General features: G+C 73.4%; 13 protein-coding genes and 1 tRNA gene. 9 read left to right on the forward strand and 5 right to left on the reverse strand.

What is annotated here, in order from left to right; all coding sequences use genetic code 11:
• The first annotated feature begins 157 nt into the window (after positions 1–157).
• The 3 genes from ACIQFY_RS05515 to ACIQFY_RS05525 are packed head-to-tail and all read left to right on the forward strand — an operon-like array spanning position 158 to position 4,835.
• Positions 158–1,150 (forward strand): MoxR family ATPase, encoded by a 993-nt coding sequence (locus ACIQFY_RS05515; RefSeq protein WP_235426362.1) that lies wholly within the window; start codon positions 158–160, stop codon positions 1,148–1,150.
• Positions 1,150–2,481, forward strand: coding sequence for a DUF58 domain-containing protein (locus ACIQFY_RS05520; RefSeq protein WP_209685619.1), 1,332 nt, complete (start codon positions 1,150–1,152; stop codon positions 2,479–2,481). Before ACIQFY_RS05515 ends, ACIQFY_RS05520 begins: the two co-directional genes overlap by 1 nt.
• Positions 2,478–4,835 carry a transglutaminaseTgpA domain-containing protein gene (locus ACIQFY_RS05525; RefSeq protein WP_400338664.1) on the forward strand — a complete coding sequence of 786 codons (2,358 nt, stop codon included), beginning with the start codon at positions 2,478–2,480 and terminating at the stop codon, positions 4,833–4,835. Before ACIQFY_RS05520 ends, ACIQFY_RS05525 begins: the two co-directional genes overlap by 4 nt.
• A gap of 430 nt (positions 4,836–5,265) precedes the next feature.
• On the opposite strand, the gene ACIQFY_RS05530 is transcribed toward ACIQFY_RS05525, so the two are convergent.
• Together ACIQFY_RS05530 and ACIQFY_RS05535 are read right to left on the reverse strand one after the other, a co-directional pair.
• Positions 5,266–5,874, reverse strand: coding sequence for a TetR/AcrR family transcriptional regulator (locus ACIQFY_RS05530; protein WP_400338665.1), 609 nt, complete (start codon positions 5,872–5,874; stop codon positions 5,266–5,268).
• A 415-nt stretch (positions 5,875–6,289) separates the two neighbouring features.
• Positions 6,290–7,063: a trimeric intracellular cation channel family protein gene (locus tag ACIQFY_RS05535; RefSeq protein ID WP_066655795.1), complete on the reverse strand. Its 774-nt coding sequence runs from the start codon at positions 7,061–7,063 to the stop codon at positions 6,290–6,292.
• Between the two features lie 69 nt (positions 7,064–7,132).
• Here ACIQFY_RS05535 and efeU point away from each other — a divergent pair, with 69 nt between their 5' ends.
• Genes efeU through ACIQFY_RS05550 form a run of 3 tightly spaced genes read left to right on the forward strand, consistent with a single transcriptional unit; the run spans position 7,133 to position 11,239 of the window.
• Complete coding sequence (gene efeU, locus ACIQFY_RS05540; protein ID WP_400338667.1) at positions 7,133–8,722, forward strand: iron uptake transporter permease EfeU; 1,590 nt, start codon at positions 7,133–7,135, stop codon at positions 8,720–8,722.
• Positions 8,709–9,959, forward strand: coding sequence for an iron uptake system protein EfeO (efeO, locus tag ACIQFY_RS05545; protein WP_400338669.1), 1,251 nt, complete (start codon positions 8,709–8,711; stop codon positions 9,957–9,959). The genes efeU and efeO overlap by 14 nt, the downstream gene beginning before the upstream one ends.
• A complete protein-coding gene (locus tag ACIQFY_RS05550; protein WP_400338670.1) occupies positions 9,956–11,239 on the forward strand; it encodes a Dyp-type peroxidase in 1,284 nt (427 codons plus the stop codon). Before efeO ends, ACIQFY_RS05550 begins: the two co-directional genes overlap by 4 nt.
• Before the next feature lie 253 nt (positions 11,240–11,492).
• Here the strand turns inward: ACIQFY_RS05550 and ACIQFY_RS05555 are convergent, their stop codons facing one another.
• From ACIQFY_RS05555 to ACIQFY_RS05565, 3 genes are all read right to left on the reverse strand, one after another.
• Positions 11,493–13,841, reverse strand: a complete 2,349-nt coding sequence (locus tag ACIQFY_RS05555; protein WP_400338672.1) for a bifunctional metallophosphatase/5'-nucleotidase — start codon at positions 13,839–13,841, stop codon at positions 11,493–11,495.
• A 122-nt stretch (positions 13,842–13,963) separates the two neighbouring features.
• Complete coding sequence (locus ACIQFY_RS05560; protein ID WP_400338674.1) at positions 13,964–15,778, reverse strand: thiamine pyrophosphate-requiring protein; 1,815 nt, start codon at positions 15,776–15,778, stop codon at positions 13,964–13,966.
• Positions 15,779–15,830: 52 nt separating this feature from the next.
• On the reverse strand, positions 15,831–17,000 hold the full coding sequence (locus ACIQFY_RS05565; RefSeq protein ID WP_066655782.1) for a Gfo/Idh/MocA family protein: 1,170 nt from the start codon (positions 16,998–17,000) through the stop codon (positions 15,831–15,833).
• An 81-nt stretch (positions 17,001–17,081) separates the two neighbouring features.
• Between ACIQFY_RS05565 and ACIQFY_RS05570 the strand changes: the two genes are divergently transcribed.
• The 3 genes from ACIQFY_RS05570 (at position 17,082) to ACIQFY_RS05580 (ending at position 19,579) form a co-directional block, all read left to right on the forward strand.
• Complete coding sequence (locus ACIQFY_RS05570; RefSeq protein ID WP_400338676.1) at positions 17,082–18,506, forward strand: glucose-6-phosphate dehydrogenase; 1,425 nt, start codon at positions 17,082–17,084, stop codon at positions 18,504–18,506.
• A 102-nt stretch (positions 18,507–18,608) separates the two neighbouring features.
• Positions 18,609–19,394 (forward strand): dienelactone hydrolase family protein, encoded by a 786-nt coding sequence (locus ACIQFY_RS05575; protein WP_400338678.1) that lies wholly within the window; start codon positions 18,609–18,611, stop codon positions 19,392–19,394.
• Positions 19,395–19,506: 112 nt separating this feature from the next.
• Positions 19,507–19,579: transfer RNA gene (locus ACIQFY_RS05580), tRNA-Arg, on the forward strand.
• Positions 19,580–19,619: the final 40 nt, after the last annotated feature.

Raw genomic sequence — 19,619 nt, forward strand, 5'->3', positions numbered from 1 at the left:
GCGGACGGGAGGCGCGTGGCGGCCCCGCACCGCGCCTCCCGTCCGTCGCGGGCAGGGCCCGTGTGTGCCTTCCGGATGATCGGTGACGCATCCTCCGGTGCCTGTCACCGCGCCGTTGTAGCATGCACGACACCTGTCCCGAGACGAGGAGGCCTGCGTGCCGGACCAGACCGACCAAGCCTTCCCGATCGAGCACGTGCGAGCGGTGGGCGACGACGTCGTCGCAGCCGTCTCCACCGTGGTGGACGGCAAGGTCGACGCCATCCGCACGGCGTTCACCGTGATGCTCGCCGAGGGGCACCTGCTCGTCGAGGACGTCCCCGGCGTCGGCAAGACCGTGCTCGCGAAGGCGCTCGGTGCCTCGGTCGGCGGGACGGTGAACCGCATCCAGTTCACCTCGGACATGCTGCCGTCCGACGTCACCGGTGTGAACATCTACGACCAGTCGTCGGGCACGTTCCGGTTCTCGCCGGGCCCGGTGTTCGCGAACGTCGTCATCGGTGACGAGATCAACCGCACGAGCCCGAAGACCCAGTCGGCCCTGCTCGAGGCGATGGCCGAGGCGCAGGTGACCGTCGACGGCGTGACCCGGCCACTGGAGTCGCCGTTCATGATCGTCGCGACCCAGAACCCGATCGACATGGAGGGCACGTACCCGCTGCCCGAGGCCCAGCGCGACCGGTTCATGGCCCGCATCGCGATGGGGTACCCCAGCGCGGACGCCGAGCGCCAGATGCTCGCGGCGCGCGGGACCCGCGACCCGCTGTCCGCGCTCCGACCGATCGTCGACGTGCAGACGCTGCGGGCGATCGTGCACGCCGTGCGCGGGGTGCACCTGGCCCACGACGTCGAGGCCTACATCGTCGCGATCGTCCGTGCCACCCGCACGCACCCGGACCTCGTGCTGGGCGCGAGCCCTCGCGCCACCCTGCACCTGGCGCAGGCCGCTCGTGCCCACGCCGCGCTGCTCGGTCGCCCGTTCGTCACCCCCGACGACGTCGCCCACCTCGCACCGGTGATCCTGTCCCACCGTCTCGTCCCCGTCGCCCGCGGGCTCGGCGGGGCCGCCGAGGACACCGCGCGCGACGTGGTCGTCCGGATCGTGTCCGACACCGCCGTGCCGTTCGCCTCGGCCGCCGTCCGCTCCTGATGCCCGACGGCAGCGGACCCTCGACGTCCGCGCTGCGTGCGGGCGCGGTGCGGTCGTGGGTGCTCCGCACCGGGCGACGCGGCGCGGCCATGCTCCGCCGGACCCCGTTCCCGCGGCCGACGGCCAGGGGGTGGACGGTGCTCGGGTCGGGGATCGCCCTCGTCGGCGGTGGTCTCGTCGCCACGACGAGCATCGCCGTCTCCGCCGGGCTCCTGCTGCTCGTGCTGCTCGTGCTCGGGATCGTCATGGCACTCGTCGTCGCGGCGCCGCTGCGTGCGACCCGGTCGACCGCCCGCTCGGTCGTGCAGGTCGGTGAGGTCCACCGCGAGCGGATCACCCTGCGGGGGACGTCGCTGCCGATCGGGCCGCGGACGACCCTGCTGGTGCGGGAGCAGCTCGAGGACGCCCTCGCGAGCGTGTCCGACGCGCAGACCTACGCCCTGGTCGGCCCGAACGAGCCCCCGGCGGTGCTCGACGTCGAGGCCCTCGCGATGCACCGGGGCCGCACGCTGGTCGGCCCCGTGACCATCCGCGTCGAGGACCCCTTCGGCCTGCTGCGCATCGACCGGCCGGTCGTCCCCGCCGAGGAGGTCGTGATCGTCCCCGCATCCACCACCCTCGGTGCCATCGACACCGGAGCGCTCGCGGGTGCCGTCTCGGCGGACGAGGGCCGTGTGGGTCAGGGCGGTTCCGCCGACGACAGCGAGCTCCGGCCGTACCGGCAGGGCGACCCGATCCGCCGCGTGCACTGGGCACAGAGCGCCCGACGCGGCGAACTCCACGTCCGCCAGACCACGCAGGCGCAGCCGCCGGAGGCCGTCATCGCCATCGACCTCCGCCGAGAGTCCTACCAGGCGCTCGGCCGCGACGACCTCGCGGAACTGAGCGACCTCGGTGGCGACGCCGCGTTCGAGCACGCCGTCGTCGTCGCCGCGAGCGTCGCCCGTGCCCTCAGCGCGCGGACGTCGCGCGTGGTGCTCGTGAGCGACGACACTCCGGGCGCGGGACGGCACACCGGCGACGTCGGCAGCCTGACGGACCTGCTCGTCGGACTCGCCGACGTCCGGGTCCGTTCGGACGCCCGCCCGGTCACCGAGGTCCTGTCCGACGTGCACGGTCGCGACGTCCACGGCATGACCGCCGTCGTCACCGGCCGGTGCACCGCCGAGCAGGCCGCAGAGCTCGTCGCCGCGACGAGCGGGTCCAGTCGCGGCATCCTCGCGACCATCGTCCCGCCCGACCCCGTGGTGCGCGGCATCCTCGACCGTGCCGGTTGGCGGACCCTGGTCGTGCCCGTCGCGGGCGCGCAGGCGCACGGGAGCACCCGGTGAGCGGGACCTCGACCGCCGACCGCGTCAGGACGCCCACGCGCAGCGGCCGCCCCGAGCGTCCGGCCGAACGCGACGACGCCCCGGGACCGTGGGTCGTCGCCCTGGCACCGCTGCCGGTCCTCATCGCGGCGCTCGCGATGCGTCCGCTCGTGCAGGGCACCGCCTGGTGGCTGTCCGGCGTCGTCTTCACGGCGGTGCTCGTCGCCGTCGTCCTCGCCGTCCGCCGTCGCGCTCCGGGCGTGCGCTTCATCGCCCTCGTCGCCACGCTGGTGGTCGGGTCGTGCGTCGCCGCGGTCGTCAACGACGTCCACCCCCTCGGCTGGCTCGACCGCGAGGGAGCCCTCGGCGAGGCGCTCGCCGCGATCCGGCTCAACCCCGCGCCGCTGCCGCAGAGCGACGCGATCCGCTTGATCGTCACCGTCGCGATCGCCTGGGTGGCCGGGGTGACCCTGTTCCTCGCCGCGATCGCGCCGACCGTCGCGCTCGCGGCCGTGCCCGCGCTGGTCGTGCTCATCGTCCCCGGTGTCGTCACGGGCGAGCCCGCCTCGCCGGTGCTCGTCGTCCTGGTGGGGGCGGCGTTCCTCGGGCTCCTCTGGCTGTCCGTCCGACCGGTGCAACGGGCGTTCCCGGCCGCCGTGGTGGGCGCGATCGGGCTCGTCGTCGCCGTGGGGCTCCCGGTGCTCGTCCCGATCAACGCCAGCTGGCTGTCCGGCGTGACGGGCGCGCTGCAGGCCCCGATCCAGCCCGGTCGTCCCGGCACGCTGCTCGAGCTCGGCCGCGACCTCCGCCAGCCGAACGAGCTCGAGGTGTTCCGCTACCGCACCGCCGACGGGCAGCCGGAGTACCTCAAGCTCGCCGACCTCGACGAGTTCGGCACCGGCGACTGGGTGCCCACCGTGACCGACGCCAGCACTGCGGAGACCGCGGACCAGCAGCAGTGGGCGGTCGGGATCAACCCCCGTCTGGCGAGCCGCGGCGACCTGACCATGCGGATCACCGGGCTGTCGAGCAACTACCTGCCCGTGCCCGGCGGCGCCGTGTCGCTCGAGTCGCAGTCGACGAACCTGGACCTGTCGCAGTGGCGCTGGATGGGGGACTCGAGCACGGTCCGGTCGACCGGTCCCGTGACCCAGCGCGGTTCGACCTACCAGGTCTTCGGCGCCTCGACCTGGTCGGGGGAGTACCTCGACGCGATCGCCGCGAGCGGGATCCTCGGGCGCACCGACGGCCGCGGGTTCACGGCGCCGAGCGAGACGCAGCTCCGCACCGACCTGGCACTGCCCGAGGACCTGCCACGTGACATCCGGGCGGCGGCCCAGCGGGTGGCCGGCGGGCTGCCGAACGACTACGCCCGGGCGCGGGCCCTGGAGCAGTGGTTCCGCAGCGACCTCTTCACCTACTCCGAGACGGCCCCCGTCGAGCAGGGCTACGACGGCGACAGCATGGACGTGATCGACACGTTCCTGCGCGTGCGCCAGGGGTACTGCGTGCACTTCGCGTCGTCGATGGCCGTGATGGCGCGGACGCTCGGGATCCCGTCGCGCATCGCGGTCGGGTACCGGGCGAGCAGCGACCAGACGGAGGACGGCGAGTACACCGTCTCGAACCGACAGCTGCACTCCTGGCCCGAGCTGTACATCCGTGGTGCCGGTTGGGTGTCGTTCGAGCCGACCCCGAGCTCCGACGCCGCAGCCCAGGCGGGGACCGAGACGTCGGCGACGCCGGCTCCGGCCCCGTCGGAGACGCCGCTGCCGGCCCCGGGGGAGACCGCTCCCACCGAGGCCTCGCCCACCCCGACGCCCTCCGCCTCGACCGGAGCGGGCGCGGCGGCCACGACGGGCGGCGGCGCCGGACCCGGTGCCGCCGGCCTGGTGGTCGGGCTGCTGCTCCTGCTGGCGGTGCTCGTCGCACCCGGGGTCGTCCGTGTGGTGCGTCGGCGCCGACGGCTCGCCGCGGTGCAAGCGGGACGTTCGCCGGCACTGCAGGCCTGGCGCGAGGTGCTCGACGACGTCGCCGACCACGGGTACGCACCGGGGCTCGCGCCGCCGGGTGACGCCGCCGCAGCAGCGCGGACGGCGCGTGCGGTGCGCGGTCGGCTCGTCGGGACCGTGCCCGCGAGCGTGCTCCCGCACCTGACGAGCATCGTCGATGCGGTCGACCTGGAGCGCTTCGCCGCGGACGGTGCGGCGGGCGTGGACACGGCAGCACTCCGGCGGGCCGTCCTGGAGGCTCGTGTCGCCCTCGACGCGTCCGTCCCGCGGGCGCGCGTGGTCCGGGCGCGGCTGTTCCCGCCGAGCCTGCTGCCCTCGTCCGCGTGGTCCCACGAGGGCCGGCAGCGCCGGCGCACGGCCTAGCCGCCGCGCGGCGGCCGGGCCGGGCCGGCTGGGCCGGCCGGGCCCGGGCGTGGTGCGTTGTGCGGCGTGCTCGCGCACAACGGGGAGCACGTCGCGCCGCGGAATCGCGTGGCGCGACGTGCTTCCGGTTGTGCGGACGGCCGCGGCGGGACTCGGCCGCGGCCGCCGCGGTCGAGTCAGCGCCGCGGGCGCACGACCGCGGCGGCTGGGCCGGCCGCCGCGGCCGTGCCGGCCCGGGCCTGGTGCGGCCTCGCCGGGCCGGGCGTGGTGTGGCGTGCTCGCGCACAACGGCGAGCACGTCGCGCCGCGGAATCGCGTGGCGCGACGTGCTTCCGGTTGTGCGGACGGCTGTCGGCACCCCGCCGCGCCGGGCGCATGCGCCCTGCCGCGCCGGCGCGCATGCGGCGGTGGCGCCGCCGCCGCGGCCGCGTCAGCGCCGCGGGCGCACGACCGCGTCGACCAGGCTCGCGATGACGTCGCCGGGGTTCACCCCGGGCAGGGCCGGCCCGTCGAACACGATCCCGGTGTTCGCGCCGATGAGCAGCGTGGCGAGGTCCTCGAGCGGCATGCCCGGCTCGACCTCGGGGTGCGCCCCGAACCACGACCGGACCAGGTCGAGCACGCCGTCCTGCAGCTCGCGCCGCTGCCGGACGAACTCGGGCATGAACTCCGGGTCGCGGAGTGCGTACCCCCGGAGCTCCGAGACGAGGGCGAACTGCCGACCCTGGTCGTACCGCCCGAACGCCGCCCGGACGACCTCGGCGATGCTCGCGGCGGCGACGTCCTCGTGGACGACCTCCTGGAGCGCGGCGAGGATCCGGTTCGTCGAGCGTTGCATGACCTGGGCGACGAGGTCCTGCTTCGACGTGAAGTTCGAGTAGACGGCGCCCTTGCTGAAGCCGGCGCGAGCGGCCACGTCGTCGAGTCGGGCGCCGTGCACGCCGGACTCGGCGAAGACGTCGGCTCCGGCGACGAGCAGTCGTTCGCGCACCTCGGCGCGGGGTGTCCGGGGGTTGGGGGAGGAAGCGTCGTCGCGCATGGGTCCTGGTCCGTGATCGTCGTCGTGGACGGTGGTGCGCCGTCCTGTCGATCCCCGCGCGTCGGTGGCGCACGGGCCGTGCCGCACCCGGTCCGGTGCGACCCTCGGAGACCTGCCGCGCCGCGCGTCGTGATCACGCGCGGCACCAGCGAAGCCCCCGGCCCCGTCGCTCGGTGGACCGCCACGTTCGGGTCGTGTCGGTGCGTCGAGGACGGTGGTCACCGGGTCGGTACCCGGCGGGAGCGATCGTACCGCGGCAGGCCGCTGCAGCGACGGGGTCGTGCGTCGTCCGGACGGTGCACCACCGGCGTGCCCGGGCACCGACCGGAGCCCGTGCCGAGGCGCTGACCGAGGCGCCGACCGAGGCACCGGCCGGGGTGCTGACGGGCGCTGACGGAACGCCGACCGCGGCTCGTCAGACGCCGTCGGGCGTGTCCCGGTCGCTGCGGACGGCCCCGTCGCCGGTGCGGCGTCCGGGGCGACGGAGCAGCCGGATCGCGTCGGGGCGCAGCCGTCGCCCGCGCTGCAGCAGTGCGCCGAGCGTCGACTTCGGCTGCCACTCGCGACCGTTCGGCAGCCCCCAGCCGCGCTTGACGGCCCCGTACCGGAGCCCGAGCGACAGCACGATCGCCGCGATGATGCCGATCGACGGCGATCCGAGGTACGAGGCGACCACCATCACCGCGGACGCGGCGACGGCCACGGTGGCGTAGAGCGCGTTCCCGCCGAACACCGCGGGCACGCGACGGAGCAGCAGGTCGCGCATCGCCCCGCCGCCGACCGCGGTGATGGTGCCCATGATGATCGCGGCGGGCCAGCCGAGACCGGCGTCGAAGGTCCGCTGGACCCCGACCACCGACCAGAACCCGATGACGGCGGCGTCGAGCACGGTGAACAGTCGGTCCCAGGTGAGCTCCGAGAACGACACGAAGAACGCGACCAGAGCGCCGGCGATCGCCACGGGCAGGTAGAGCGGGTCGACGAGCGCGACGGGCGGCCCGTTCTGCAGCAGGGTGTCGCGGAGCATGCCGCCGCCGAGGCCGGAGACGAAGCCGACGACGAGGAAGCCGAACAGGTCGAAGTCCATCGTGCGTGCGAGCGAGCCGCCCAGCAGTGCCGAGGCGAACACGCCGGCGAGGTCGAGCACGTTGGTGACCGACGCCAGGGCCTCCGGGGTCAGCACGTTCATGAGAACAATCAAACCCCACGTCGCCGGAGTGGCGGGTCGAGCGCTGGTTAGGTTAGCCTCACCTTCGCCATGATCGCCACCCTCGTCATCGGCCTCCGCGAAGGCCTCGAAGCGACGCTCATCGTCGGCATCATCGCCGCGTTCCTCCGTCGCAACCGCGCGCCCCTCGCCCCGATGTGGGCCGGCGTCGGGCTCGCCGTCGCGCTGAGCATCGCCGTCGGCTTCGGCCTGCAGCTCGTCGAGCAGGCACTGCCCCAGGCCCAGCAGGAGGGCATGGAGACGGTCATCGGAGCCGTCGCCGTGGTCTTCGTCACGGGGATGATCGTCTGGATGCGCACGCACGCGCGCACGCTGTCGCGGGACCTGCAGGCCAGTGCGTCGGCGGCGCTCGGACGGGGGACCGCCTGGGCGCTGGCGGGCATGGCGTTCCTCGCGGTCCTCAAGGAGGGGTTCGAGACCTCGGTCTTCCTCCTCGCGACCTTCCAGGCGTCGTCGGACACCGGCACGGCAGCCGTCGGTGCCGTCATCGGCATCGCGGTCGCGGTGGCGGTCGGGTACGGCATCTACACCGGCGGGGTCCGCCTCGACCTCGGCCGGTTCTTCACCGGTACCGGCGTCTTCCTCGTCTTCGTCGCCGGGGGCCTGGTGCTCACCGCACTGCGGCACGCGCACGAGGCCGGGTGGCTCGTCATCGGCCAGCAGCGCACGGTCGACCTCGGGTGGCTCGCCCCCAACGGGTCGCTCCGCGGCGCCCTCGTCACCGGCGTCCTCGGGATCCCCGCCGATCCGCGCGTGATCGAGGTGACCGGCTGGTTCCTCTACGTCGTGCCCGTCCTCGCCGTCGCGGTCTGGCCGCGCCGCTGGCGTCCGTCGCCGGCCCGTGTCCCGGTGGTCCGCGCGGCGGTCGCCGCCGGGCTCGCAGCCACGGCCGTCGTCCTCGCCCTGGTCGTCCCGAGCACGGACGTCGACCTGCCGCATACGACCGCGCTCACCGGTGACGCACGGTCCGTCACGGCGGACGTCGACGGTCCGGCAGCAGTCCTGCGCGTCTCCGGCACCGGCCGGGAGGCACGACGCACCCTCCCCGCGTCGGCCCACCGCCGCGTGACCCGCTCCGGCGTCGCCGCCGACCGCTGGCAGGTCACCGAGGACGTCCCGGTCGCCGGCCGCCCCACCTCGCTGACGCTCGACGACCTCGTCGGCCTCTTCGGCCGGGTCCCCGTCGGCATCTCGCCGAGCACGGACCCCGGGCCGTTCACGGCCCGCTGGTCCGTCCGCGAGACCGTCACCCTGACCACCGTCGGTGGGGGTGTCCTGGACGCGACCCGCTCGGAACGCGACGTGCTCACACTGCGCGGTGGGGGCCTCCCGGCCGCCCGGACCACCACGCTGGAACGCACGGTGTGGGCGGTGCCGACCGACCGCGTCGACCGAGCGGCCGCGGACCTGGCCGCGGCGCACACCCGCGCTGCCGAGCTGCGGCTCTGGAGCACCTGGCTGCCGATCGCGCTCGCCGTCGCCGCCGCCGCACAGGCGTTGCTCGCCCTCCGCGACCGTCGGCGCGCCGTCGCCCCACCGACCACCACCCCCGGAACCGACCCGTCGCGCGGACCGCCCGCCGACGTCCCTGCAAGGAGCCTCGACCATGCCGTTCGGTAGGACCGCCCGCCCCCGCGCCGCCCACCCCCTGGCCGCCCGCCCCCTGATCGTCCTCGGTGCGCTCGGCACCGTCACCGCCCTCGCCCTGACCGGCTGCTCGACGGGGTCGCCCGCCGACGACAGCTCGAGCAGCACCGGGAAGCTCTCCCGCGTCACCATCACCCTGACGAACGACGGCTCCGACGCCTGCGCCGTGTCGACCACGAAGGTCCCCGCGGGCCCCGTCACGTTCACGGTGCACAACGAGTCGTCCACCGCCATCACCGAGGTGGAGCTCCTGCAGGACCAGCGCATCCTCGGCGAGAAGGAGAACCTCGCCCCGGGGCTCGACGCCGTCCGCTTCACCGCCACGCTGAGCGGTGGGGAGTACCAGGTCTACTGCCCGGGTGCCGAGCACGAGCTCACCGACCTCACCGTCACCGGCAAGGTCGCGTCGACCGCGAACAGCAGCGCGGCCACCCTGCTCGCCGACGGCGCGAAGGGCTACGCGACCTACGTCGACGGCCAGGTCACCGACATGGTGGCGGCCGTGCAGCAGCTGCAGCACGACGTGGACGCCGGCGACCTCGACGCGGCGAAGCGCGACTACGCGGCGGCCCGTCCGTTCTACGAGCACGTCGAGAGCGACGTCGACGGCTTCGTCAAGAAGGGCTTCTCGGCCACCGACAACGCCGGCAACCTCGACTACCTGATCGACATGCGCGCGTCGAACCTCGACGACGCCGTCGGCTGGAGCGGCTTCCACGCCGTCGAGAAGGACCTGTTCCAGGCCGGCGCGATCACCGCGTCGACGAAGGAGACCGCGGCCGCACTGACCGCCGACGTCGAGCTCCTCGCGAAGCGCGTGCCGTCGATCGAGTACAAGCCCGAGGACCTGGCGAACGGCGCGGCCGGGCTGCTCGAGGAGGTCCAGTCGAACAAGATCACGGGCGAGGAGGAGGCGTACAGCCACATCGACCTCGTCGACCTCGCCGCGAACGTCGAGGGTGCCCGACAGGCCTTCGCGTACCTCAAGCCCGGCCTGACGAAGGTCGACCCGGCGCTGACGAAGCAGATCGCCACGCAGTTCGACACGACGAACACGCTGATGGACGGCTTCCGCGACGCGGACTCCCTCGGCGGCTTCGCCACGTGGGACGCCGCCGCGAAGGCGAAGGACGCCAACCGCATCTCGCAGCAGGTCCAGGCGCTGCAGGACCCGCTCTCGCGCCTGGCCGAGAAGGTCGCGACGGCGTGAACGACTCCCGGTTCTCCCGCCGCGGGCTGATCGGTGCCGGGCTCGCGGCCGCCGGTGCGGGCGTGGGCGCCGTCGCGGGTGTCGCCGGGTCGACCGCCGCCACCGGCGTCGACCCGTTCACCGCGGCCGCGAACGGCGACGAGTCCGTCGACCTGTCGCAGTCGGTCCCGTTCTACGCGACCGCCGCCCGGCAGCCGCAGGGCGGGATCCGCACGACGCCGCAGCGGCACTGCGTCTTCATGGTGTTCGACCTGACGGCGTCCACCGCGACCGAGCTCCAGGTCCTGCTCGCCCGCTGGTCGGCCGCGATCGCGCAGCTGCAGGCCGGCCGGACGATCGGCAGCGTCGAACCCGTCCACGGTGACGGTGTGGGAGCGGACACGGGCGAGGCGCTCGACCTCGGCCCGGCGTCGCTGACCGTCACCGTCGGGCTCGGGCCCGGCGTCTTCGACGAGCGCTTCGGCCTCGCCGCGAAGCGTCCGGCGCACCTGGCCGCGATCCCGCCGCTGCCGAGCGACGACCTGGACGAGCAGCTGACCGGCGGCGACCTGTCGCTGCAGGCGTGCGCCGACGACCCGCAGGTGGCGTACCACGCGGTCCGCGACCTGGCCCGGATGGCCCGCGGCACCGCGACCGTGCGGTGGACCGTGATCGGGTTCGGCCGCGCCTCGGCCGGTCCGACGCAGTCGACGCCGCGCAACCTGATGGGGTTCAAGGACGGGACGCGGAACGTCACGACGGACGACGAGTACGACCGGTTCGTGTGGCTCGACCGCGGAGCCGACTGGATGGCCGGTGGCACGTACCAGGTGGTGCGGAAGATCCGGATGAACCTGGAGACCTGGGACGCCGACGTCGTCTCCGACCAGCAGCGGGTGTTCGGTCGGACGAAGGTCGAGGGCGCGCCGCTCTCCGGCGGGTCGGAGCACACGACGCCGGACTTCCACGCCCGGGCGCCGCACGGCACCGACGCGGACCGCGGGACCGCGATCGACCCGCGCTCCCACGTCGCCCTCGCGGCGCACGAGAACAACGGCGGCGTGAAGATCCTGCGTCGCGGGTACAACTACACGGACGGGCTGAACCAGTACGGGCAGCTCGACGCCGGCCTGCTCTTCGCGGCGTACGTGAACGACCCGGAGCACGTCACGCGGCTGCAGCGGAAGCTCGGTGCGTCCGACCGCCTGAACGAGTACGTGTCGCACATCGGGTCCGGGGTGTTCGCCGTGCCGCCGGCACCCCGGAAGGGCTCGTACATCGGGGAGCAGCTCTTCCACTGACCCCGGCGGGAGTCGAGGTGGGTGCCCTCCGTCGTTTCCCTGGAGACGGAGAGCACCCGCGCCGCGGAGTCCGGCGGACGGAACCACCGCCCGCCCCCTGGGGGGACGACCCGGCGCGACGCATCGCGATGCGACAGGGGGAGCGTACCTCGCGGGACTGCCCCTGAGCAGTCCCGTTCTGGGATCGGACAGCGGAACGGGCCGCCCCACCAGGTGGGACGGCCCGTCGCGTCGTCGGCCGGGAGGCGCGGTGTCAGTCCGTCAGGACCGGCCCGTCCTCGACGGCGCGCTTCCGGCGTGCGAGCACCAGCGCCACGGCGCCGGCGAGCAGCAGGACGCCGGCAGCGATGCCCGGGAACACCAGGTCGGCGCCGGTGAACGCCAGGTCGCCGCGAGCGGCGTCCGGTCGGTCGGCGTCCACGACACCGGTGCCCGCGCCGTCGGCACCGCCCGCGCTGCCGTCGCCGTCGGTGTCGCCGCTGCCCGGCAGGCCGGGACCGGGGGTACCCGGGTCGGTCGGCTCGCCGGTGCCCGGCTCCGGCTCGACGGCCGTCTCGACCGGGACCGTCACGGCGAGGGTCACGGTCTGCCCGTTCGGCAGGGTGAGGACGAGCGGCTGGTCGGTCGTCGCGGCCGGGGCGGCGGCGCGGGCAGCAGCGGTCGGAACGGCCGTCGGCTCCGTGTCCGCGGCAGGCGTGCCCGGCACGGTGAACGCGAGGGTCGCGCGACCCTGCTCGTCGGTGGTGTCGACGACCGTCGTGTCGACCTCGGCGGACGCGAGCTCCTGACCACCGGCGCTGACCGAGACGGTGCCGCCCTGGTCGGCCGCGTTGCTGAAGGTCAGGGACGACAGGTCGATGCGGACGTCGTCGCCGGGGCCGAAGCCGCCGGCAGGTGCCTCGGAGACCCGGACGCCGACGGCCCGCTGGTCCTCCTGGACCGCGACGGTCGGGTGTGCTCGGAAGTACTGGACCTGCGCCTCGAGGTCGACCATGCCGCTGTCCTGCTTCGCGGCGGCGTCCTTGAAGGCGGCGAAGTTGTCTCCGCCGGTCGCGAGGAACGAGTTCACCGTGACCTTGTAGGTGCGGTCGGACGCGATCGGGTCACCGTCGAGGGTCATGCCCGTGATGCGCTCGCCGGCCGTGGCCAGCGGGTCGTAGGTGTAGCTGAAGCCCTCGGAGACGCCGAGCTTGAGGAAGGGGCGGCTCGCGGTCGACGGCTGCCACTGCTGCTCGAGCGCCCGCCGGATCTGGTCGCCGGTCAGGTCGAGCACGACGAGCGTGTTCGCGAAGGGCTGGACGACCGCCGCTTCCTTGTACGTCACCGCGCCGGAGGCGATGTCCGCGCGGAGACCGCCCGGGTTCATGAAGGCGATCTGCGAGCCCTGGCGCTGCGTCTGGTCACGCTGCACCTCGGCGACGAAGTTGCCGAGGGTGGACTCGCCGCCGCGGTTCTCCGACCCGTTCGACTGCACGGCGCGCTGCAGGTCGCGGTCCACCGTGCCCAGCTCGACGGCGCCGAGGCGGTCGGCTTCCTGCACGGCGGCGTCGACCGTGGTCTGCACGGCGGGGTCGGGCGTGTACGTGCCGTCGACCAGGCGCAGGTTCTCGGGCGTCGCCGCGGTCACCGTGCCGTCCGCGGCGACCGTGAGCTCGACGTGACCGAGGTTGAAGCCGTACGAGCCGGTCTGGATCACGGGGCGGGCTACGGTACCGCCGGTCGGGACGACCGAGTAGGCGTACGTCTGGTGCGTGTGGGCGGACAGGATCGCCGAGACCTTCGGCGTGACGCCGTGGACCGCGCGCGCGAAGTCGGAGTCGTCGCCGGGCGCGACCTCGGCGGGGGACTCGGCGCCGTCGTGCACGAGGAGGACGAGCACGTCGGCCTCGTCGTTCGCCGTGTCACCGTCGGTGAGCTGCGCCGCGACCTTGTTCACCTCGGTCGTGATGTCGCCCATCTCCAGTCCGGCGATGCCGTCCGGAGCGACGAGTCCCTGGCCGACGAGGTCGACCGTCGCGCCGATGAACCCGACGCGCTTGCCGCTGATCTCCTGGATCGAGTACGGCTGGAACGCAGGTTCGCCCGTGGTCGAGTCGAGGATGTTCGCGGAGACGTAGTCCCACTGCGCCGCGCGGACGCCCTCGCCCTGGCCGCCGATCACGCGGTCGCGCAGGTCGTCCTGGCCCTTGTCGAGCTCGTGGTTGCCGATGGCGCTGACCGACAGGTCCATCTGGTTGAGGACGTCGATGGTGGGCTGGTCGTCCTGGATGAAGGACTCGAACGTCGAGCCGCCGATGTTGTCGCCGGAGCTGACGAAGGCGGACGTCGAGGGATCGGCACCCCGGAGCTGCTCGAGTGCACCGGCGAGGGTCGCGGCACCGGCGGCGTCGCCGTCCCGCGGTGCCGGAGCACCGGCGGAGTCCTTCGAGATCGACTGCGCGATGCGGCCGTGGAAGTCGTTGACGTTGTAGAGGTCGATCGTGGTGTCGCCCTCGGCGGCGAGGGCGGCGGACGGGACGGTCAGGGCGGTGAGGACGCCGGCGGCGACCAGGGCGGAGGCCCCGGCCAGGCGCCGGCGACGCGGGGGAGTGTGAGCGTTCATCACCGCAAGAACCTATGAACTCCCACAGCCGACGCGCCAGGGGTTGCCGCAACACGTCACGTGGTGTTCACACCACGGGGGACGTTCCTCCCGTTCGGGGGACAACCACGGCGGGATCGGCGTCAGTCCCGGCCCAGCGCGCCCTTCACCCGCTCGACGGCCTCGGCGGCCATGGCCTTCGCCGAGTCCTTGATGACGCCGATCTCCGCCGGGTCGCCCTTGAGCAGGCTCTTCGCGGTGTTCACCGCGTACTCGGCGGTGATGTGCGGCGGCAGCGGCGGCACGTTGCGGCTGACGTAGGCGTCGATGAGCGTGACCCCGGGGTTGGCGAACGCCCGCTCCACCGCCGCCTCGACCTCGTCGTCACCGTGCACTGCGATGCCCTCGAAGCCGAGCAGCCGGGCGTACCCGGCGTAGTCCATCGACTCGACGTCCTGCGACCCGGACCACATCGGGTTGCCGTCCTCGGTCCGCATCTCCCACGACACCTGGCCGAGGTCGTCGTTGTGCATGACCACGATCACGAGCTGCTGGTTCGGCCACTGGGCCATGTACTTCTTCACCGTGATGAGCTCGTTCATGCCGAGCATCTGGAAGGCTCCGTCGCCGATGGTGCACACCGCCGGGGCGTCCGGGAAGGCGAACTTCGCCGTGACGGCGTAGGGCATCGCCGCGAGCATCGTCGCGAGCCGTCCGGACATGTCGCCGTGCATACCGCGGCGCAGCCGGATGTGGTGGCCGTACCAGTCGGCGGTGGTCCCGGCGTCGCAGGTGACCGTGACGCCCTCGGGCAGGCGCTCGTTCACGGCCCGGATGACGCGGCGCGGGTTGACGCCGTCGTCGTACGCGACCTCGGCCTGGCGGTGCATCTCCGCTTCCCACTCACGCATCTCGCCGGCGAGCTTGTCCTGCCACGCGGTGTCCTGCTTGTCGCGCAGCAGCGGCATGACCGCCTGCAGCGTCGCACCGACGTCGCCCCACAGGTTGAGCTCGGTCGGGTACCGCAGACCCATCTGCTCGGGCTTGATGTCGACCTGCACGCCGCGGGCCTGACCGGAGGCGGGCAGGTACTCGCCGTAGGGGTAGTTCGAGCCGAGGAGCACGATCGTGTCGCACTCCTTGACCTGGGTCAGGCTCGGGCGCGAGCCGAGGAGCCCGACCTGCTGCGTGTGGTACGGCACGTCGGAGGGGACGACGTCCTTCCCGCGCAGGGCGGTGATGATGCCGGCGCCGGTCTTCTCTGCGGCCTCGAGCACCAGGTCCGTGGCACCACGGGCGCCGGCTCCGACGAGGAACGTCACGCGCTCCCCGGCGTTCAGGATCTCGGCGAAGCGGGCGATCTGGTCCTGCGGCGGCACGATCCGGGTCGACGGGGCGACGTCGCTCGACCGGGACACCCAGTGCTCGGCGGCCGGGGCCTCGTACGCCATCGCCTGCACGTCGTGGGGGAGCACGACGACCGCCGGCTGCTTCCGGAGCATCGCCGTCCGGAACGCCGTGTCGACCACGACGCCGACCGCGTCCGGCGTGGCGACGGTCTCCACGTAGCAGGCGACGTCGGCGAACACGCGCTCGAGGTTCGACTCCTGCTGCGTGAACGACCCGATCGACGCCAGGCCCTGCTGCCCGACGATCGCGACGACCGGCTGGTTGTCCATCTGCGCGTCGTACAGCCCGTTGAGCAGGTGGAACGCGCCGGGGCTCGAGGTCGCGACGCAGACCCCGACCTCGCCGGTGAACTTGGCGTGCGCGGTCGCCATCAGCGCGGCGATCTCCTCGTGCGTCGGGCGGACGTACTCGAGCTCGCGCTCGCTGCCGTCGGCCTTGCCGAGCGCCCCGTCGAACGCACCGATCCCGTCCCCGGGGTAGCCGAAGACGCGCGAGACGCCCCATGCCTTGATGCGGTCGATGACGAAGTCGCTCACGGTCGTGCTCATGCACCCACCGTGCTCGGCGGTTCCTGTACGCGCTCAGGTCGCCCGGAGGACGTCAGGCGACGGGACGCCACGTCCCGTCGGCCGCGCTGGCGACGACGGCCTCGATGACCGACGCCGCACGAGCACCGTCGGCGAACGTGGGGAGCCCCTCGGGCCACGCCGAACGGTCGCCCTCCGCCCGGACCGCCGCGTAGGTGTCGGCGACGAACGCCGCGAAGGCGTCGAGGTACCCCTGCGGGTGCCCGGCCGGCACCACCGCAAGCCGACGCTGGTCGGGGAACCCGAGCGAGGGGTCGCGCACCACGATCTGGGCGCCGCGCTCGTTGCCGAACCACGCCGCCTCGGGCTGCTCCTGGTCGAAGGCCGCCGACCCGAGGGTGCCGTCGACCTCGAACCACAGCCGGTTCTTCCGCCCGGCCGCGACCTGCGAGACGACGACGTTGCCGATGCGCCCGGTGCCGGTGCGGAAGGTCGCGACGGCCGTGTCCTCCGTGGTGACCTCGGCCCGCTGCCCGGCGTCCGCCACCGGGTCGGGGTCCGGCGAGCCGGAGAACGACGGGCCCGAGGCAGCCGGACGGGTCGGGTAGACGATGTCGGTCGCGGCGCTCACCGCGGCGAACGGGTCGCCGGTCACGAACTCGACCAGGTCGCACCAGTGCGAGCCGATGTCCGCGAAGGCCCGGGACACCCCGCCGGCACCGGCGTCCACCCGCCAGCTCGAGGCGTCCTCGTCGAGCATCCAGTCCTGCAGGTAGTGGCCGTGCACGGCGAGCAACCGGCCGAGCTCCCCGGCGGCGATGCGGGCACGGATCTCCCGGACGACCGGGTGGTACCGGTAGACGAACGGCACGGTCGCGACGACGCCGGCCTCGTCGGCTGCGGCGACCAGCTCGGCGGCCTGCTCGGCGCTGATCGCGAGCGGCTTCTCGCACACGACGTTGATCCCGGCGCGGACGACCGCGAGCGACTGCGGGTGGTGCTGGTCGTTCGGCGTGCAGACGTGGACGACGTCGGGGGCGTCGGCGATCACCTCGTCGAGCGAGGCGTAGCCGCGGGGCACGTCGAGCTGTGCTGCGACCTGCTCCGACCGGGCCGGCGTCCGGCCGAGCACCCCGACGACCTCGGCGCCCGCGGCCCGTGCCGCACGGGCGTGCACCCCCGCGATCATCCCGGTGCCGACCACGGCGACGCGGATGCGTCGCCCTCCGTACCCACTGCTCATGGTGCTCCCTCGCGCCGGACTCGCCCCACCGTACCGACGCAACCCGGCCACGCGCCGGAACGCGTGAGTACGGTCGGGGGCATGTCGAGCCTCCAGACCAGCCTGCTCATCCTCGGAGCCAGCGGCGACCTGTCCAAGCGACTGCTGCTGCCCGGTCTCGCCACCCTCCTCGAGGTCAAGGACGACTGGGACGTCCAGCTCGTCGGGGCCGGCGTGGAGGACATCTCGGACGACGACTGGAAGGCGCAGGTGCGCACGTCCTTCGAGAACGCGCAGGCGTCGAAGAACGAGGAGGACGAGGGCGCGCACGACGGCGGCGAGAAGCTCAGCCGGCGGCTCGTCGAGGTCATCGAGGCCTCGACCTACCGCAAGGCCGACGTCACCGACGCCGACGACCTGGGGGCCCTGCTCGACGCGTGCCACCACGACCCGGCGATCTACTTCGCGCTGCCGCCGGCCGTGACCGAGAAGAGCTGCGCCGTCCTCAAGGACCTCGACCTGCCCGGTGGCACGCGGCTCGCGCTCGAGAAGCCGTTCGGCACCGACGCCGAGAGCGCCGAGCACCTCAACGACCTGCTGCACTCGTTCCTGCCCGAGGAGCGCATCCACCGCGTCGACCACTTCCTCGGCCGCTCCACGGTCCTCAACCTGCTCGGGCTGCGCTTCGCGAACCGCATCATCGAGCCGCTGCTGTCGTCGGCGCACGTCGACCGCGTCGACATCGTCTACGACGAGACCCTCGGGCTGGAGGGCCGCGCGCGCTACTACGACAAGGCCGGTGCACTGGTCGACATGATCCAGAGCCACCTGCTGCAGGTGATGGCCGTCGTCGCGATGGAGGCGCCTGCATCCATCGACGCCGACGACCTCCGCACGCAGAAGGAGCTCGTCCTCCGCGCCGTCCGGCCGTGGGGCGAGGACGTCGTCGCCGCGGGCAAGCGTGCGCGCTACACCGCCGGCACGATCGGCGACCGTGAGCTGCCGTCCTACGTCGACGAGGACGGCGTCGACCCGTCGCTCGGCACCGAGACCCTCGCGCAGCTCACCCTCGAGGTCGCGAACTGGCGCTGGGCCGGCGTGCCCTTCACGCTGCGGTCCGGCAAGGCGCTGGAGCAGCAGCGTCGCGAGATCGTCATCACCTTCAAGGACTCGCCGCACGTGCCGAACGGGCTGAGCGGCGCCGAGCGTCCGGACAAGCTGCGGATCTGGATCGCCCCGGACGAGATGCAGCTCGAGCTCAACGTCAACGGTCCCGGCGACCCGTACACGATCGACCACACGGCGCTGTCCGTGAACTTCAACCCCGGTCGGCTCAGCGCCTACGGCGAGGTCCTGGCCGGCGTGCTCGAGGGCGACGCGACGCTGTCGGTGCGCGGTGACAGCGCGGTGCAGGGGTGGAAGGTGGTCGAGCCGTTCCTGCGTGCGTGGCGCGACGGGAAGGCGCCGCTCGACGAGTACGCGGTTGGGTCGGCCGGTCCCGACAGCTGGGACAACATCGACTGCTGACGTCGCGTCGGCGGGAGGCGCGGTGCCGGACCGGAGGCGCGTGGCGGGGCCGCCACGCGCCTCCCGTCCGTCTGCCGGTCGCGCGGCGTAGCGTCCGGTGACGTGAAGACCACCGACGACGTCCTGTCCACCGTCCCCGTCCCCGCCGGCTCCGACGTCCGCGTCGACCCCGTCCGCTACGACCACGAGGGCACCGCGCTCCTCGGTGTGCTGGCGAAGGACCACGCCGTGTCGGGGCCCCGCCCCGCCGTCCTCGTGATCCACGACTGGCACGGCGTCAACGAGCACGTCGAGGCCCGGGTGACGATGCTCGCCCGTCTCGGCTACGTCGCCTTCGGTGCGGACGTCTACGGCGAGGGCGTCCGTCCCGGCGACGACACCGCCGGCGAGGTCGCGGGCTCGTTCTACCAGGACCTGCCGCTGTTCCGCGCCCGGCTGACCGCGGGGCTCGACCGGCTGCGCGAGGACCCCGACGTCGACCACTCCCGCATCGTCGTGATGGGGTACTGCTTCGGCGGCTCCGGCGCGATCGAACTCGCGCGCACCGGTGCGGACCTCGCCGGCGCAGTGTCCTTCCACGGTGGCCTGATCGTGCACGAGCCCTCGGACGCGTCCGCGATCCGGGCGAATCTCCTCGTGCTCACCGGGGGAGCGGACCCGATGGTGCCGGACACGACGGTCGCCGAGTGGCAGGACGAGATGCGCGCGGTGCCGTCGGTCGACTGGCAGGTCACCACCTACGCCGGCGCGATGCACGCGTTCGCGGTGCCGGGCACCGATGCGCCGGACCACGGGGCGCAGTACCAGGAGCGCGCCGACCGCCGCTCGTGGCAGGCGTTGCAGGTGTTCCTCGCCGAGGTGTTCGACGAGGAGCCGACCGTGGTCTGAACGGCGCGACACGCCGAGGGCTCGGTGCGGCGCGGCTCGATTGGCGTTCCGCGCCGCACCTGTTGTAGAGTCTTCCACGGCCGCAAGGCCAGCATCGGTCGCAAGACCGGATGCGCTCGTAGCTCAATGGATAGAGCATCTGACTACGGATCAGAAGGTTGGGGGTTCGAGTCCCTTCGAGCGCACATCTGAGAAGGCCCCGTCGCACTGCGACGGGGCCTTCGT

Source organism: Curtobacterium sp. NPDC092190, assembly GCF_044755625.1.
Classification (GTDB): Bacteria; Actinomycetota; Actinomycetes; order Actinomycetales; family Microbacteriaceae; genus Curtobacterium.

What these genes read in the sequence shown, in the direction of transcription:
- ACIQFY_RS05520 (WP_209685619.1), top strand. Translation starts at nt 1,150, where the DNA reads ATGCCCGACGGCAGCGGACCCTCGACGTCCGCGCTGCGTGCGGGCGCG.
- ACIQFY_RS05530 (WP_400338665.1), bottom strand. Translation starts at nt 5,874, where the DNA reads ATGCGCGACGACGCTTCCTCCCCCAACCCCCGGACACCCCGCGCCGAG.
- ACIQFY_RS05535 (WP_066655795.1), bottom strand. Translation starts at nt 7,063, where the DNA reads ATGAACGTGCTGACCCCGGAGGCCCTGGCGTCGGTCACCAACGTGCTC.
- efeU (WP_400338667.1), top strand. Translation starts at nt 7,133, where the DNA reads ATGATCGCCACCCTCGTCATCGGCCTCCGCGAAGGCCTCGAAGCGACG.
- efeO (WP_400338669.1), top strand. Translation starts at nt 8,709, where the DNA reads ATGCCGTTCGGTAGGACCGCCCGCCCCCGCGCCGCCCACCCCCTGGCC.
- ACIQFY_RS05555 (WP_400338672.1), bottom strand. Translation starts at nt 13,841, where the DNA reads ATGAACGCTCACACTCCCCCGCGTCGCCGGCGCCTGGCCGGGGCCTCC.
- ACIQFY_RS05560 (WP_400338674.1), bottom strand. Translation starts at nt 15,778, where the DNA reads ATGAGCACGACCGTGAGCGACTTCGTCATCGACCGCATCAAGGCATGG.
- ACIQFY_RS05565 (WP_066655782.1), bottom strand. Translation starts at nt 17,000, where the DNA reads ATGAGCAGTGGGTACGGAGGGCGACGCATCCGCGTCGCCGTGGTCGGC.
- ACIQFY_RS05570 (WP_400338676.1), top strand. Translation starts at nt 17,082, where the DNA reads ATGTCGAGCCTCCAGACCAGCCTGCTCATCCTCGGAGCCAGCGGCGAC.